This is a genomic window from Klebsiella sp. JB_Kp042 (assembly GCF_040065275.1).
GTDB classification, from domain to species: Bacteria; Pseudomonadota; Gammaproteobacteria; order Enterobacterales; family Enterobacteriaceae; genus Klebsiella; species Klebsiella quasipneumoniae.
Genome location: NZ_JBEAJL010000037.1, coordinates 1 through 15,628, shown reverse-complemented (window position 1 = coordinate 15,628; position 15,628 = coordinate 1). Strand labels below are relative to the sequence as shown.

At 50.5% G+C, this 15,628-nt stretch carries 13 protein-coding genes and 1 pseudogene; 8 read left to right on the top strand and 6 right to left on the bottom strand.

Annotated features, from left to right (window positions below; genetic code table 11):
• Nucleotides 1–53: 53 nt before the first annotated feature.
• The 4 genes from ABLV54_RS12020 to silR all read right to left on the bottom strand — a co-directional run bounded on the left by ABLV54_RS12020 (nucleotide 54) and on the right by silR (nucleotide 3,378).
• Nucleotides 54–404: a DUF305 domain-containing protein gene (locus tag ABLV54_RS12020; protein WP_000694953.1), complete on the bottom strand. Its 351-nt coding sequence runs from the start codon at nucleotides 402–404 to the stop codon at nucleotides 54–56.
• Between the two features lie 143 nt (nucleotides 405–547).
• Nucleotides 548–979: a silver-binding protein SilE gene (silE, locus tag ABLV54_RS12015; protein ID WP_000790483.1), complete on the bottom strand. Its 432-nt coding sequence runs from the start codon at nucleotides 977–979 to the stop codon at nucleotides 548–550.
• A gap of 250 nt (nucleotides 980–1,229) precedes the next feature.
• Entirely contained in the window at nucleotides 1,230–2,705 is a 1,476-nt protein-coding gene (gene silS, locus ABLV54_RS12010) for a copper/silver sensor histidine kinase SilS (protein WP_135725740.1), read from the bottom strand.
• Nucleotides 2,698–3,378 (bottom strand): copper/silver response regulator transcription factor SilR, encoded by a 681-nt coding sequence (silR, locus tag ABLV54_RS12005; RefSeq protein ID WP_004213574.1) that lies wholly within the window; start codon nucleotides 3,376–3,378, stop codon nucleotides 2,698–2,700. The genes silS and silR overlap by 8 nt, the downstream gene beginning before the upstream one ends.
• Before the next feature lie 189 nt (nucleotides 3,379–3,567).
• Here silR and silC point away from each other — a divergent pair, with 189 nt between their 5' ends.
• From silC to ABLV54_RS11970, 7 genes are all read left to right on the top strand, one after another.
• On the top strand, nucleotides 3,568–4,953 hold the full coding sequence (silC, locus tag ABLV54_RS12000) for a Cu(+)/Ag(+) efflux RND transporter outer membrane channel SilC (protein ID WP_047067158.1): 1,386 nt from the start codon (nucleotides 3,568–3,570) through the stop codon (nucleotides 4,951–4,953).
• Between the two features lie 28 nt (nucleotides 4,954–4,981).
• Entirely contained in the window at nucleotides 4,982–5,335 is a 354-nt protein-coding gene (gene cusF, locus ABLV54_RS11995; RefSeq protein WP_023165802.1) for a cation efflux system protein CusF, read from the top strand.
• A gap of 113 nt (nucleotides 5,336–5,448) precedes the next feature.
• On the top strand, nucleotides 5,449–6,741 hold the full coding sequence (gene silB, locus ABLV54_RS11990) for a Cu(+)/Ag(+) efflux RND transporter periplasmic adaptor subunit SilB (protein ID WP_001485328.1): 1,293 nt from the start codon (nucleotides 5,449–5,451) through the stop codon (nucleotides 6,739–6,741).
• A 10-nt stretch (nucleotides 6,742–6,751) separates the two neighbouring features.
• Nucleotides 6,752–9,898 carry a Cu(+)/Ag(+) efflux RND transporter permease subunit SilA gene (silA, locus tag ABLV54_RS11985; protein WP_032442624.1) on the top strand — a complete coding sequence of 1,049 codons (3,147 nt, stop codon included), beginning with the start codon at nucleotides 6,752–6,754 and terminating at the stop codon, nucleotides 9,896–9,898.
• Between the two features lie 86 nt (nucleotides 9,899–9,984).
• On the top strand, nucleotides 9,985–10,425 hold the full coding sequence (locus ABLV54_RS11980; protein ID WP_002436620.1) for a DUF411 domain-containing protein: 441 nt from the start codon (nucleotides 9,985–9,987) through the stop codon (nucleotides 10,423–10,425).
• Nucleotides 10,426–10,551: 126 nt separating this feature from the next.
• Nucleotides 10,552–12,999: an Ag(+)-translocating P-type ATPase SilP gene (silP, locus tag ABLV54_RS11975; protein WP_135725741.1), complete on the top strand. Its 2,448-nt coding sequence runs from the start codon at nucleotides 10,552–10,554 to the stop codon at nucleotides 12,997–12,999.
• A gap of 40 nt (nucleotides 13,000–13,039) precedes the next feature.
• A complete protein-coding gene (locus ABLV54_RS11970) occupies nucleotides 13,040–13,237 on the top strand; it encodes a DUF2933 domain-containing protein (RefSeq protein ID WP_000843497.1) in 198 nt (65 codons plus the stop codon).
• A 33-nt stretch (nucleotides 13,238–13,270) separates the two neighbouring features.
• On the opposite strand, the gene ABLV54_RS11965 is transcribed toward ABLV54_RS11970, so the two are convergent.
• Both ABLV54_RS11965 and ABLV54_RS11960 read right to left on the bottom strand, forming a co-directional pair.
• Nucleotides 13,271–14,008: a peptidoglycan DD-metalloendopeptidase family protein gene (locus ABLV54_RS11965; RefSeq protein ID WP_004118669.1), complete on the bottom strand. Its 738-nt coding sequence runs from the start codon at nucleotides 14,006–14,008 to the stop codon at nucleotides 13,271–13,273.
• 288 nt (nucleotides 14,009–14,296) lie between these two features.
• Nucleotides 14,297–14,746 carry a copper resistance protein gene (locus tag ABLV54_RS11960; RefSeq protein ID WP_001023257.1) on the bottom strand — a complete coding sequence of 150 codons (450 nt, stop codon included), beginning with the start codon at nucleotides 14,744–14,746 and terminating at the stop codon, nucleotides 14,297–14,299.
• A 233-nt stretch (nucleotides 14,747–14,979) separates the two neighbouring features.
• On the opposite strand from ABLV54_RS11960, the pseudogene pcoA reads away from it, so the two are divergent.
• Nucleotides 14,980–15,573 (top strand): annotated as a pseudogene (gene pcoA / locus ABLV54_RS11955) (multicopper oxidase PcoA); the annotation flags it as partial.
• Nucleotides 15,574–15,628: the final 55 nt, after the last annotated feature.

Genomic DNA, 15,628 nt, shown 5'->3' with positions numbered 1-15,628 from the left:
GATGCGTGATCTGATCCTTCAACTCAGCAAAAGTTCGATTTATTCAACAAAGCCTATTTATGACTGTCAAGCCATTTATTCATCTGCTCAATTTCACCTTTTTGAGCTTTAATGATGTCCTGCGCAAGCTTTCTCATTTCGGGATCTTTTCCGTATTTGAGCTCGGTCTCAGCCATTGCGATTGCCCCTTCATGGTGTGCGATCATACCTTTTGCAAAGGCCTTATCGGGATTGGATTCATTAACGGCGGCCATCATTTTTTCATGCATATTTTTCATGCCAGCCATATATTCCTGTGATGATGCCGATGAGTGCATATCTGACATTTTCATTTCCGAATGTTCAGCAGAAATGGCTGGCAGGGATAACATTAATATTACAAAAAGGGTGTTTTTGATTTTCATATAATAATTCCTTTCAGACAGGTACCGGTTAAGTGTAGCTGAGTCAGACAAAAAAGCCCCCTGACGGGGGGCAAAAATGTAGCAACGTTGTTTCAGGAAAATCTATCAGGGAAAAGGTAACAGCACGGATACTACCGTCGCATTCAGCCTGCATTGATCATGCGGCGGTGCGCTTCGGCCATGGCCTGATGTGGGCCGGATTGCCCGTTATTCATGAATTCATGGGCAACCGCTGCTCTTTCATGCTCATTCATCGCCGCGTAAGACGTTGACGGGACGGTCGTGGATACCGTGTTATTTCCCATCATCTTCTGATGACTTTCCACCATTTTCTGGTGCGCATCCGCCGAGCCGTTCGTCATGGTTTCATGAGCAATAATGGCCTGTTCATGCTGGTCCATACCGGTCATACGAGGAGCAGTCCCCTGGATCCCGACAGGAGCCGCAGCAGACTGCATCTGGTGAGCAGGAGCCTGTGCATTGTTGACGCGATCATGGATATTCACGGTTTCAGTGGCCCAGGCCGATGAAATTAAACCAAAGCCCAGCAAAGATGCTAATACGATATTTTTCATGATAACTCTCCATTTCTGAATTAGTGATGTCCGGGGAAGTACAACCGGTGTTTTCAGTTCCATAACTGAAACAAGTTCGGCAGCGTTTATTTCTCCGGAAGAGGGCTGGATATTCATTTCCTGGCGTACTCTGACGCCGGGTATTGATGAAGCAATCCAGCCTTCCTGATAAGTTGCACTAATTATATCGAATGGCTTCTGTTTGCTGCATGACAGGCTAATGACATCTTTGTCATTTACATCTTTATTTTCAGCATTGGGTTTCCGGGATCATTTTCTCCAGTCTGGGCACGGATAAGATAAAACGCGTGGAGCGTACGTCTGATTCCACCTGCACTCTTCCGTGATGTGCTTCCACGATTGACTTCACAATCGCAAGGCCGATGCCGCTGCCTTCTCCTTTTCGTTGTCTGGATGGATCCACCCGATAAAAACGGTCAAACAGCCTTGATAAATGTTCTTCAGGGATCGGTTTCCCCGGATTTTCAATCACAAGGTCAAAAAAGCTCTCCTGCTCTCTTATTGAGACGGTGATTGCCTGTCCCTCCGGGGTATAACGCAGGGCATTGGATAACAGATTATTGATCGCCCTTCTGAACATTTGTGGATCTCCCTCAACCAGGCAGGGCATCCCGTTAAATTTGAGCGTGATATTGCGTTCTTCGGCCCAGGCTTCGAAAAACTCGAAGACTTTCATGACTTCTGCTCTGAGGTCAAAACGGACCCTGTCAGGTATAAGCTGGTTATTGTCCGCCTGTGCCAGAAACAGCATGTCGCTGACCATTTTGGTCATCCGGTTATACTCTTCAAGACTGGAATAGAGGACATCCTCAAGTTCCCTCTGTGTTCGATCCTGACTCAGTGCGATTTCAGTCTGCGTCACCAGATTGGTGATGGGCGTTCTGATCTCATGCGCGATATCGGCAGAGAAATTGGCCTGGCGGGTAAAGACATCCTCAATCTTTCCAATCATATGATTGAACGAGATAACCAGTTGCTCCAGCTCAATGGGAACGCGTGTCGGTTCCAGTCGCGCATCAAGATTCTCGGAGGTGATGTTTTTAATGGCATTGCTGACATTACGAAGGGGCAGGTGCCCCTGACGGACAGCGATTCGAATGATCAGAACAATCAACAGGCTTATCACGACGGCAATCGCAATCAGGTTCTTTTTCAGCGCATCGAGGTAATGGAGATGGAAATTAATGGATAGGCCAGTCAGCATGACATAGTTCTGCTGTTTGCCCTGAAATATCGCCTGACCAGAGGAGGCGATAATCCGGTATGTTTCCATCTTCATTTCGGACCCGGTATCCATCGGTCCCGCAGGATCCTCCACCGTCCAGAGAAAGACATCCCGTGCGCGGCTGTGCTCGCTAAAATCTGCTGAATTCACTGCCGGGCGTAGTGCCGCCCCCTGAGCTGAGCTAAAGAGCACTTCACCCCTGGGATTGAGGAGCAAAAGGGCAACGTTGCGGTAGCTGGCAATTGATTCCTTTATTTTGCTTATTTTTTTATCATCCGGATCCACCGGGGACTGCAGTATACGGTTCAGTGTGGTGCTGATTTGTTGAAGATCGCTGACATCCTGCTCGGCAAAATGCTTTTCAACAGAATGCAGCATAAACCAGGTGAAGGCGATAAAAGCCAGTATCGTGGACAGGCTGATAAAAAAGGTCAGCCGCAGGGCGAGTGAGAAAGGGCGCCTGGAAGGTTTGCTATGCATCCGGGGCCTCCAGTATATAGCCCACGCCCCGGACAGTCTGGATCAGCTTTGTCCCGTAATCGTTGTCTATTTTAGCGCGGAGTCGCTTTACGGCGACATCAATCGCGTTAGTGTCGCTGTCAAAATTCATGTCCCAGACCTGAGAGGCAATCAGGGAGCGGGGAAGAACCTCGCCCTGATGGCGAATGAAGAATTCCAGCAGGCTGAACTCTTTACTGGTGAGCACAATGCGGTTTCCGGCGCGACTGACTTTTCTGGATACGAGATCCATCGAGAGATCAGCCACCCTAAACTGGCTTTCCGTGATCATCGTGTTTCCCCGCCTCAGAAGGGTTCTCACCCGGGCCAGCAGTTCGGCAAACGCAAAGGGTTTAACCAGATAATCGTCCGCACCCAGTTCCAGTCCTTTGACCCTGTGTTCGATCGTGCCGAGGGCCGTCAGCAGTAAGACCGGCATACCCTTTCCGGCAGTGCGCAGCATGCGGATGATATCCCAGCCGTTCACATCAGGCAGCATGATGTCCAGAATGACTAAATCATACTCGGCTGTCATGGCGAGATGATATCCGGTAAGACCATTATCAGCGTGATCCACTACGAACCCTGCCTCTGTAAGCCCTTTGCTGAGATATTCACCTGTTTTAATTTCGTCTTCGACGATCAATATTTTCATCTTGCTCCCCGGCTGGCTGCTAATGTCATTCTATTGCGCCCACGATCGTTATCAACGGATTACAGCAAAAATGACAACATTGTCATTATCCTGTCACCCGGCAAACAGAGAGCGTTCGGTAAAGTATCCCTATCAATACTCTGGACTTCGTTTGAACCATTTACCAGGTCTGCCTGGACGAGAAGCGTTATGTTCAAATTAAAATTACTCAGCATCAGTACCATATTCATCCTGGCTGGTTGTGTTTCTCTGGCACCTGAATATCAGCGTCCGCCAGCTCCGGTTCCCCAGCAGTTTTCATTGTCTAAAAACAGTCTGACGCCTGCGGTAAACAGCTATCAGGATACGGGCTGGCGAAACTTTTTTGTCGATCCCCAGGTCAGCAGGCTGATCGGTGAAGCCCTGACTAATAACCGTGATTTGAGAATGGCTGCCCTGAAGGTTGAAGAGGCCCGGGCCCAGTTCAACGTCACGGATGCAGATCGTTATCCCCAGCTGAATGCCTCATCCGGGATCACATACAACGGTGGTCTGAAAGGTGACAAGCCGACCACGCAGGAGTACGACGCGGGTCTGGAGCTCAGCTATGAGCTCGATTTTTTTGGCAAACTTAAGAACATGAGTGAGGCTGATCGCCAGAACTACTTTGCCAGCGAAGAAGCCCGTCGGGCCGTACACATCCTGCTGGTCTCCAGCGTTTCACAGAGCTATTTCAGCCAGCAACTGGCGTACGAACAACTCCGTATTGCGCGGGAAACGCTGAAAAATTATGAACAGTCCTATGCTTTCGTTGAGCAACAGCTCGTGACCGGGAGTACGAACGTTCTGGCACTTGAACAGGCGAGAGGACAAATCGAAAGTACCCGCGCCGAAATAGCCAAACGAGAAGGCGATCTGGCTCAGGCAAACAATGCCCTGCAACTGGTGCTGGGAACGTACCGCGCACTTCCGTCAGAAAAAGGGATGAAAGGCGGGGAGATCGCACCAGTAAAATTGCCACCAAATCTGTCGTCACAAATTTTGCTGCAGCGGCCGGATATTATGGAAGCGGAATATCAGCTGAAAGCGGCTGATGCCAATATTGGCGCAGCGCGAGCGGCCTTTTTCCCCTCCATTACCCTGACCAGTGGTCTTTCCGCAAGCAGTACGGAGCTGTCAAGCCTGTTTACGTCAGGAAGTGGAATGTGGAATTTTATCCCTAAAATTGAAATTCCTATTTTTAATGCTGGCAGGAATAAAGCCAATCTGAAGCTGGCTGAAATTCGCCAGCAACAATCGGTGGTTAATTACGAACAAAAAATTCAGTCAGCCTTTAAGGATGTTTCCGACACGCTTGCGCTGCGCGACAGCCTTAGCCAGCAACTTGAGTCACAGCAGCGTTATCTTGATTCACTTCAGATAACTCTCCAGCGTGCCAGAGGATTGTATGCAAGTGGTGCTGTCAGTTACATCGAAGTGCTGGATGCAGAACGTTCCCTCTTCGCGACGCAGCAAACCATTCTCGATCTTACCTATTCCCGACAGGTTAACGAAATTAATCTGTTTACCGCGCTGGGTGGCGGTTGGGTAGAGTAAATTTATTCAATTAATCAGGAAATTAAAAATGCGTAATTCACTTAAAGCCGTTTTATTTGGTGCCTTCTCTGTCATGTTTTCTGCCGGTCTTCATGCTGAAACACATCAGCATGGCGATATGAATGCTGCCAGTGATGCTTCGGTACAGCAGGTTATCAGGGGCACCGGTATCGTTAAAGACATTGATATGAATAGTAAAAAGATCACCATTTCGCACGAAGCAATCCCTGCTGTGGGCTGGCCTGCAATGACCATGCGCTTCACTTTTGTTAATGCAGACGACGCTATCAATGCCCTGAAAACCGGCAACCATGTCGATTTCTCGTTTATTCAGCAGGGTAATATTTCTTTACTTAAAAGCATTAACGTGACGCAATCCTGATTATCAGTCCGGAGCGAATACATCCAGTGCGCCTGAACATTCATTAAGGGATTACTGTGAATGAATGATCGGGCGCATATGCCAGGTGTTTTGATTTTTCAGCGAGAAATTGTATGGCTTCTTTAAAGATAAAATATGCTGCAATAATTATCAGCAGCCTCATAGCAGGGGGGCTGATATCGGTTACTGCCTGGCAGTATGTAAACTCATCACAAAAAACAGTACAAACCGAACAAAAGGCACCGGAGCGAAAGGTACTTTTCTGGTATGACCCGATGAAACCGGATACCAAATTTGATAAACCCGGAAAATCTCCCTTTATGGATATGGACCTGGTGCCAAAATATGCTGATGAAAGCGGCGATAAAAGCAGTGGTGGGATCCGTATCGATCCAACGCAGGTTCAGAATCTGGGATTAAAAACGCAAAAAGTCACGCGAGGAATGCTGAATTATTCCCAGACAATCCCGGCTAATGTCAGTTACAACGAGTATCAGTTTGTCATTGTGCAGGCGCGCTCTGACGGTTTCGTCGAAAAAGTGTATCCCCTGACGATTGGCGATCATGTGAAGAAAGGCACTCCGCTTATCGATATCACCATTCCTGAATGGGTTGAGGCACAAAGTGAGTTCCTGCTGTTATCCGGTACAGGCGGTACGTCAACCCAGATAAAAGGGGTTCTGGAGCGACTTCGTCTGGCTGGTATGCCGGAAGAGGATATTCAAAGGCTGCGTTCAACCCGCACAATCCAGACCCGTTTTACCATTAAAGCACCTATTGATGGTGTCATTACTGCGTTTGACCTGCGCACCGGAATGAATATTTCGAAAGATAAAGTAGTGGCTCAGATTCAGGGGATGGACCCGGTCTGGATCAGCGCTGCAGTGCCAGAATCTATCGCCTATCTGCTGAAAGATACGTCGCAGTTTGAAATTTCGGTACCGGCTTATCCGGATAAAACATTCCATGTCGAAAAATGGAACATTCTTCCCAGCGTGGATCAGACAACCCGTACGCTTCAGGTCCGTCTCCAGGTTTCTAATAAGGATGAGTTTCTCAAGCCGGGCATGAATGCCTATCTGAAACTGAATACCAAGAGCCAGGAGATGCTGCTGATACCAAGCCAGGCCGTTATCGATACCGGCAAAGAACAGCGCGTGATTACTGTTGATGATGAAGGCAAGTTTGTGCCGAAACAGATCCACGTTCTGCATGAATCACAGCAACAGTCCGGCATTGGCTCCGGCCTGAATGAAGGCGATACCGTGGTGGTCAGTGGCCTGTTCCTCATTGACTCCGAAGCCAATATTACGGGCGCGCTGGAACGTATGCGCCACCCTGAAAAAACAGAAAACAGTATGCCAGCAATGTCTGAGCAGCCTGTAAATATGCATTCAGGGCACTGAGGAGACGACGATGATTGAATGGATTATCCGGCGCTCTGTCGCCAACCGTTTCCTGGTCATGATGGGCGCACTGTTTCTCAGCATCTGGGGCACATGGACGATAATTAACACGCCGGTCGATGCGCTGCCTGACCTGTCAGATGTGCAGGTCATTATTAAAACCAGCTATCCCGGACAGGCCCCGCAGATTGTAGAAAACCAGGTCACCTATCCGCTTACCACCACCATGCTGTCCGTACCTGGCGCAAAAACCGTGCGTGGTTTTTCACAGTTCGGGGATTCGTATGTGTATGTCATTTTTGAAGACGGCACCGATCTGTACTGGGCCCGTTCGCGCGTGCTGGAATACCTGAATCAGGTTCAGGGCAAACTGCCTGCGGGTGTGAGCTCTGAAATCGGCCCGGACGCCACGGGAGTGGGCTGGATATTTGAATATGCCCTTGTCGATCGCAACGGAAAACACGACCTTTCAGAACTGCGCTCTCTGCAGGACTGGTTCCTGAAATTTGAGCTGAAAACCATCCCGAACGTGGCTGAGGTCGCTTCGGTTGGTGGCGTGGTGAAACAGTACCAGATTCAGGTCAATCCGGTAAAACTGTCCCAGTACGGTATCAGCCTGCCCGAAGTGAAACAGGCACTTGAATCGTCTAACCAGGAGGCCGGTGGCTCATCCGTTGAAATGGCCGAAGCGGAGTATATGGTCCGTGCCAGCGGTTATCTTCAGAGCATTGATGATTTTAATAACATCGTCCTGAAAACAGGTGAGAACGGCGTGCCGGTTTATCTGCGGGATGTTGCCCGCGTGCAGACCGGGCCCGAAATGAGGCGTGGTATTGCCGAGCTGAACGGCCAGGGAGAAGTCGCTGGCGGCGTGGTGATCCTGCGGTCGGGTAAAAATGCGCGCGACGTTATCACGGCAGTGAGGGATAAACTGGAGACGCTGAAGGCCAGCCTGCCGGAAGGCGTTGAAATCGTGACCACCTACGATCGCAGCCAGTTAATCGACCGGGCGATTGATAACCTCAGTTACAAGCTTCTTGAAGAGTTTATCGTTGTTGCTGTCGTTTGCGCACTGTTCCTCTGGCATGTCCGTTCTGCCCTGGTGGCGATTATTTCTCTGCCACTTGGCCTGTGTATCGCCTTTATCGTCATGCACTTCCAGGGACTGAACGCCAATATCATGTCGCTGGGAGGGATAGCGATTGCCGTCGGTGCGATGGTGGATGCCGCCATTGTGATGATTGAAAATGCGCACAAACGGCTTGAGGAGTGGGATCATCAGCATCCGGGTGAGCAGATTGACAACGCCACCCGCTGGAAGGTGATTACCGACGCCTCCGTGGAAGTGGGACCCGCGTTGTTCATTAGCCTGCTGATCATCACCCTGTCCTTTATTCCTATCTTTACCCTGGAAGGGCAGGAAGGTCGTCTGTTTGGCCCGCTGGCATTCACGAAAACGTACTCCATGGCGGGAGCGGCCGCACTGGCCATCATCGTCATTCCTATTCTGATGGGATTCTGGATCCGGGGGAAAATTCCTGCCGAGACAAGTAACCCCCTGAACCGGGTGCTGATCAAAGCGTATCATCCTTTGCTGCTGCGGGTCCTCCACTGGCCAAAAACAACCCTGCTGGTTGCGGCCTTGTCCATTTTCACGGTTATCTGGCCACTGAGTCAGGTGGGCGGTGAATTTCTGCCGAAGATTAACGAGGGCGATCTGCTGTATATGCCGTCGACCTTGCCTGGCGTCTCTCCGGCAGAAGCTGCAGCGCTCCTGCAGACAACAGACAAGTTAATCAAAAGCGTTCCTGAAGTGGCTTCTGTATTTGGCAAGACCGGTAAAGCAGAGACCGCAACGGATTCCGCGCCGCTCGAAATGGTGGAAACCACGATCCAGCTCAAACCTGAGGATCAGTGGCGTCCCGGCATGACAATTGACAAGATTATTGATGAACTCGACAGGACAGTCCGTTTACCGGGTCTGGCAAACCTCTGGGTGCCGCCTATCCGTAACCGTATTGATATGCTCTCAACCGGGATCAAAAGCCCGATAGGTATCAAAGTGTCCGGGACTGTTCTGTCCGATATCGACGCGACGGCGCAGAGTATCGAGGCGGTAGCCAAAACCGTGCCTGGCGTGGTGTCTGTCCTGGCTGAGCGACTTGAGGGCGGGCGCTACATCGATATCGATATCAACCGGGAGAAAGCTTCCCGGTACGGGATGACTGTGGGCGACGTCCAGCTGTTCGTCTCTTCAGCAATCGGTGGGGCTATGGTGGGTGAGACGGTTGAAGGCGTGGCCCGGTACCCTATTAACATTCGCTATCCGCAGGATTACCGTAACAGTCCGCAGGCGTTGAGAGAGATGCCAATCCTGACCCCAATGAAGCAGCAAATTACGCTGGGCGATGTTGCCGATATTAAGGTCGTTTCCGGACCAACCATGCTGAAAACCGAAAATGCCCGGCCAGCCAGCTGGATTTATGTTGATGCCCGCGGCAGGGACATGGTGTCGGTGGTTAACGACATTAAGACGGCCATCAGCGAGAAAGTGAAACTGAGACCGGGAACCAGTGTGGCATTCTCCGGACAGTTTGAACTGCTTGAGCATGCCAACAAGAAACTGAAGCTGATGGTGCCGATGACGGTGATGATCATTTTCATCCTGTTGTATCTGGCATTCCGCCGGGTTGACGAAGCCCTGCTGATCCTGATGAGCCTGCCGTTCGCCCTGGTTGGCGGAATATGGTTCCTGTACTGGCAGGGCTTCCATATGTCAGTGGCGACCGGAACCGGGTTTATCGCCCTGGCCGGGGTGGCAGCAGAGTTTGGCGTGGTCATGCTGATGTATCTGCGTCATGCCATTGAAGCGCACCCGGAATTGTCCCGTAAAGAGACGTTCACACCGGAAGGTCTTGATGAAGCCCTCTATCATGGTGCCGTACTGCGTGTCCGGCCGAAAGCCATGACCGTGGCGGTGATCATTGCGGGTCTGCTGCCAATACTCTGGGGAACCGGCGCAGGTTCAGAAGTCATGAGCCGTATTGCTGCGCCAATGATTGGTGGGATGATCACGGCTCCGCTGCTGTCCCTGTTCATTATTCCTGCCGCCTACAAATTAATCTGGCTGCGCAGACATAAAAAAAGCGTGTCATAACCCTGAAAGGGCGCCCCCAGTGGGCGTCCTTCTGCACTGATTCACCCTGACGTCAGGGTTTATATCGATAATATACAGAGGTGAGTATGAAAAAAGTGGTTCTAATGGCGCTGGCTCTCGGCCTGTCACTGCCTGCAATGGCGAGTGAAAAAGTCATTGATATGTACAAATCTGAAAACTGTGGCTGTTGTTCCCTGTGGGGCAAAGCGATGGAAAAAGACGGGTTCGAAGTGCGAACTCACGTCATGAATGATCAGGCGCTGTCAGCCCTGAAAGAAAAGCATGCTGTTCCTGCTGGACTACGAAGTTGTCATACCGCGGTTGTAGGTAATTTGATCATTGAAGGCCATGTGCCTGCGGCAACGATACATAAGGCCATGCAGTCTGGTTCGGGTATATACGGTCTCGCCACCCCCGGTATGCCAGCAGGAAGTCCGGGAATGGAGATGGGGGCCCGAAAAGAGGCTTACGATGTTATCGCATTCTCACCGGAGGGCAGTAAAAAAGTCTTCCAGCGAATCGAATAGTCAGCGGAACGGCTGATAACGGGACGCCGGCAGCAGGCACTCTTATGCCGGCGGCATTCGTGGTAATCGCATCCATGACATACCCTGAAGACAGAAGATGCTTCGGTATGCATAAGGAGAGTTACTGTGAAAAATGACAATGCAGTGGAACATAACAACCAGACTGCTTCTGAGCAGACATCATCCCCGGACGAGAGTCACGCATTGCATAAGGTGAGAGATCCCGTGTGCGGGATGGTCATCCTGCCTGACAAGGCGCACAGCAGCATTCGATACCAGGACCATCAGCTTTATTTCTGCTCCGCCAGCTGTGAGAGCAAATTTAAAGCCCATCCCGATCGTTATCTTACCGAAGATGCCAGTGAACATTCCCATCACCATCACCACGATCATCACGAAGTCAGCCCTGATCAGATAAAACAGCCTCACAACCAGGCGGAAAAAGAGAATTCTGAAGGTGTGTGGACATGTCCGATGCACCCGGAGATACGCCGCAGTGGTCCCGGAAGCTGTCCTGTCTGTGGAATGGCACTGGAGCCGCTCGTAGCTACGGCATCCACGGGGCCGAGTGATGAACTTCACGACATGACAAGACGCTTCTGGCTGGGGTTGTTGCTGGCGTTTCCGGTTCTGGTACTCGAAATGGGATCTCATCTGTTTCCCGACTTGAGGAATACAGTACCGCCACAGTACAACACATGGCTGCAGTTGCTTCTGGCCTCCCCTGTCGTGTTGTGGTGTGGCTGGCCATTCTTCGCCCGGGCCGGAATGTCGTTACGTAACCGCTCCCTGAATATGTTTACCCTTGTTGCAATGGGGACCGGCGTAGCCTGGGTTTACAGCGTCATTGCAACCGTCTTCCCCTCCTGGTTTCCTGCATCGTTCAGAAACATGGATGGCCTGGTGGCCGTTTATTTTGAAGCCGCAGCAGTTATTACGGTGCTTGTTCTGCTGGGACAGGTTCTTGAGCTGCGGGCACGGGAACAAACCTCAGGCGCCATTACTGCGCTTCTGAACCTTGCCCCCAAAACCGCCAGACGGCTGGATCATGACGGTCATGAAACGGATATTAATGCGGAAGATGTCCTGCCTGGCGATAAGCTCCGCATCAGACCTGGAGAGAGTATTCCGGTCGACGGTATCGTGATCGAAGGCAAAACAACCGTTGATGAATCGATGGTGACCGGGGAGTCTATGCCGGTTACCAAAACGAAGGGTGACCCTGTCATTGGGGGGACGATTAATCAGACAGGTAGTCTTATCATCCGTGCAGAGAAAGTCGGTGATGAAACGATGCTCTCACGAATTGTTCAGATGGTCGCTGATGCACAGCGTTCGCGTGCCCCCATCCAGAGAATGGCAGACAGCGTTTCAGGCTGGTTTGTTCCTCTGGTGATACTTATCGCGGTTGTTGCTTTCTTGATCTGGTCTGTCTGGGGGCCCGAGCCCAGGATGGCGCACGGTCTCATTGCGGCTGTGTCGGTCCTGATTATTGCCTGTCCCTGCGCGCTGGGACTGGCCACGCCGATGTCGATAATGGTGGGGGTGGGCAAAGGCGCCCAGGCCGGGGTGTTAATCAAGAATGCCGAAGCCCTTGAGCGTCTTGAAAAAGTGGACACGCTGGTTGTCGACAAAACAGGCACGCTCACGGAAGGTTCGCCTACGGTGACAGGGATTATCAGTCTCAGTCCGGGTGGGGAAATATCTCTTTTACGTGTAACAGCTGCAGTGGAAAAAGGTTCGCAGCATCCGTTGGGTATGGCTGTTGTCAGAGCCGCGCATGAAAAGGGGATCGTGATACCTGCCGTCAGTAATTTCAATGCCCCGTCGGGGAAAGGTGTCTCAGGCGATGTCGAAGGTCAACGGGTTGTTATTGGTAATGAACTGGCTATGCAGGAAAACAGTATCGTTATTGATAATCAAAAGGCCGTTGCGGATACGTTGCGGATGGAAGGCGCTACCGTTATCTATGTGGCCACAGACGGGAACCTTGCAGGCCTGATAGCTATCTCGGATCCCGTGAAAGCAACCACGCCGGATGCGCTTAAAGCTTTGCGTCAGGCGGGGATCCGCATTGTTATGCTCACCGGGGATAACCAGCTTACTGCTGAAGCAGTCGCACGGAAACTGGGAATAGATGAGGTTGAAGCCGGGATTCTGCCGGATGGCAAAAAAGCAGTGATAACCCGACTGAAAGCGTCTGGCCATGTGGTTGCGATGGCCGGAGACGGTGTGAATGATGCCCCGGCGCTGGCAGCGGCTGACGTGGGTATAGCCATGGGAACGGGTACAGATGTGGCAATAGAAAGTGCTGGCGTTACCCTTCTCAAAGGCGATTTGATGATACTCAACAGGGCCCGTCATCTGTCAGAAATCACCATGAAAAATATCCGGCAGAATCTGTTTTTTGCGTTTATCTACAATGCTCTTGGGGTGCCTGTAGCTGCAGGTCTGCTTTATCCTGTGTATGGAATACTGCTGTCGCCAGTTATTGCGGCGGCGGCTATGGCCCTTTCCTCCGTTAGCGTCATTGCAAATGCGTTGCGTCTGAAAAGTGTCAGGCTCGGGAAATAACCCTGAATGAAGGGGCTGTTACGAACAGAAGGAGTCCGGTATGAAAAGTACCACCTATGCGCTTATTGCTGTCGCCGCGATTGCGGCATTTGCCCTCCTGCGCGAACACTGGTCACATGTGGCAGGTTACTGGCCATATCTGTTATTGCTGGTCTGCCCGCTAATGCATCTTTTCCACGGCCACGGAGGGCATGGAGATCATCAACATCAAGGAAGTGAAAACGATAAAAAAAATTAATCCGGCAGACGGGGCCGCGTCGCGGCCCCGTTATCAGTCCAGGTATCGTTCGTAGTCTCTGGCATGCGCAAAGGCATGCTGTTCAAGTTTGTTATCAGCGGGTGCCGCTGCCCGGAACGCCAGTGAGTTAACAGGATTGTTATTGATGACCAGCTCGTAATGCAGATGAGGACCGGATGAACGTCCGCTGTTACCGGATAACGCAATAGCGTCTCCCCGGGTAACCCTGGCCCCTTTAGTAACGAGTATTTTATTGAGGTGGAGATAGCGAGTTTTAACACCGGCTTTTCCTGTTACTTCAACAAAATATCCCATGGTGCTGTTGTATTCGGCCCGGGTGATTTTTCCGTCGATGACGCTGACTATTTTCGTGTTCATGGGCATGGAATAATCAATGCCATTATGGGGACTCACTTTTCCCGATACCGGGTTAAGTCTTGCAGGATTGAAAGGCGAACTGAGTCTTGCTGTGGCCGGTAACGGATAATCGAGACTGCCTTTCCCGGAAGTATCGGAAAGGTTATAGAACTTTTTATCTGATATACGATACGCCGTGTAATTAAATGAACCGGACGTAAATTTATAGGCCACGACACGTGATTTTCCCGCTTTCTTTTGCAGTACGAGTTTTAATGATTCATTTTTTTTCAAATGCCGCAGATTAAACCGGGAAGGCAAGGAGCGCTGAAGAGTAGCGATCTCGTTCGATTCCAGCCCCGAGCGGGTGGCTGAAAGGTAGGCATTTTCTTTTACGACATCGGTAGAATACATTTACTGGAATTCGCCGTTAGCATGAACACTGCGGCGTATGCTAGGGGTTTTCAGGAGGCGTGTCATCTGTCAGTTAATCGGGAGCACCGTTGATGGTCGTCATTTTTGTAACATATCTTGTTTCCCGTTTGCTCCTGAAGCTCTGGGAACTGTATGACCAGCCCGACGGTGATGATTAACGGGACTGAAACAGGTTACGGCAGAGCAATATGGGGCTCATGTCCTGCTACGTAACCCGTCAGTAAAGCCCTGCTGCGCACCTGACGCTAAGCACTAACCCGCCTGCAGTTACCTGGTCGAATACAGCCCGCGAAGCTTTCTTGCCTGCGTCTGATGTGCTTCCGCACCGGCATTATTGACCTGCTCATGCACGAGAGCGGCTTTTTCTCCGGCATTCAGTTCGTTAAAAGAAGAAGACGAGGTCTTTGAATTTGCATCACTGCCGGACAGCATTTTTTTATGTTCCTCAATCATTTTCTGATGCGCATAGGACGCGCTGTTGTTCATAAATGAATGAGCAACAATGGCCCTTTCATGTTCATTCATTTCAGAGAATGAGGGCGTGTTGTTTTTATTAACCCTGTCCGGTAAGTTTTCATGCGTCGAGGAGTTCACATGACTGACGGCTGAGGCATTATTAACAAATCGATGTGCTTCATGGGCAATATCACTGGACTGAGCAAAAGCTGCCCCACAAAATAAAGCTGTAAACGCAGTGGTCGTGATTAATATATTCATGTGTAATTACCTTCTGAGGTACATAAAAGATGTCCTTATGATCATATATAAAAAAATCAACCTGTGGGGAAGATGACGTAAATGTAATACAGCCACGTACATTACACGATTGTAATGAATTTGTTTCTTAAGGTGTGCTAGATTCATTTCATTGTAAGTGGATGAACCAGTAATTTAATTTAAATCGGTTCTCGAATTCTGTCAGTAACCATACTTTAAATAAGGGAATGCGCATGCTGTTGAAAACGTCTCGACGAACTTTCCTGAAGGGGTTAACCCTCTCTGGCGTAGCCGGAAGTCTTGGCGTATGGAGTTTCAATGCGCGTTCCAGTCTGAGCCTGCCAGTTGCCGCATCCCTGCAGGGTACTCAGTTTGACCTGACCATTGGTGAAACGGCCGTCAATATCACGGGCAGTGAGCGTCAGGCCAAAACAATCAATGGAGGCCTGCCGGGGCCCGTTCTTCGCTGGAAAGAAGGTGACACCATTACCCTGAAGGTCAAAAACCGTCTTAATGAACAGACGTCCATTCACTGGCACGGCATTATTCTTCCGGCCAATATGGATGGTGTTCCGGGGCTGAGTTTTATGGGCATAGAGCCTGATGATACCTACGTTTACACCTTTAAGGTTAAGCAGAACGGGACTTACTGGTACCACAGCCATTCCGGTCTGCAGGAACAGGAGGGGGTATACGGTGCCATTATCATCGATGCCAGGGAGCCAGAACCGTTTGCTTACGATCGTGAGCATGTGGTCATGTTGTCTGACTGGACCGATGAAAATCCTCACAGCCTGCTGAAAAAATTAAAAAAACAGTCGGATTACAGCTTTGTTGAATAAATCGAACTTTTGCTGAGTTGAAGGATCAGATCACGCATCT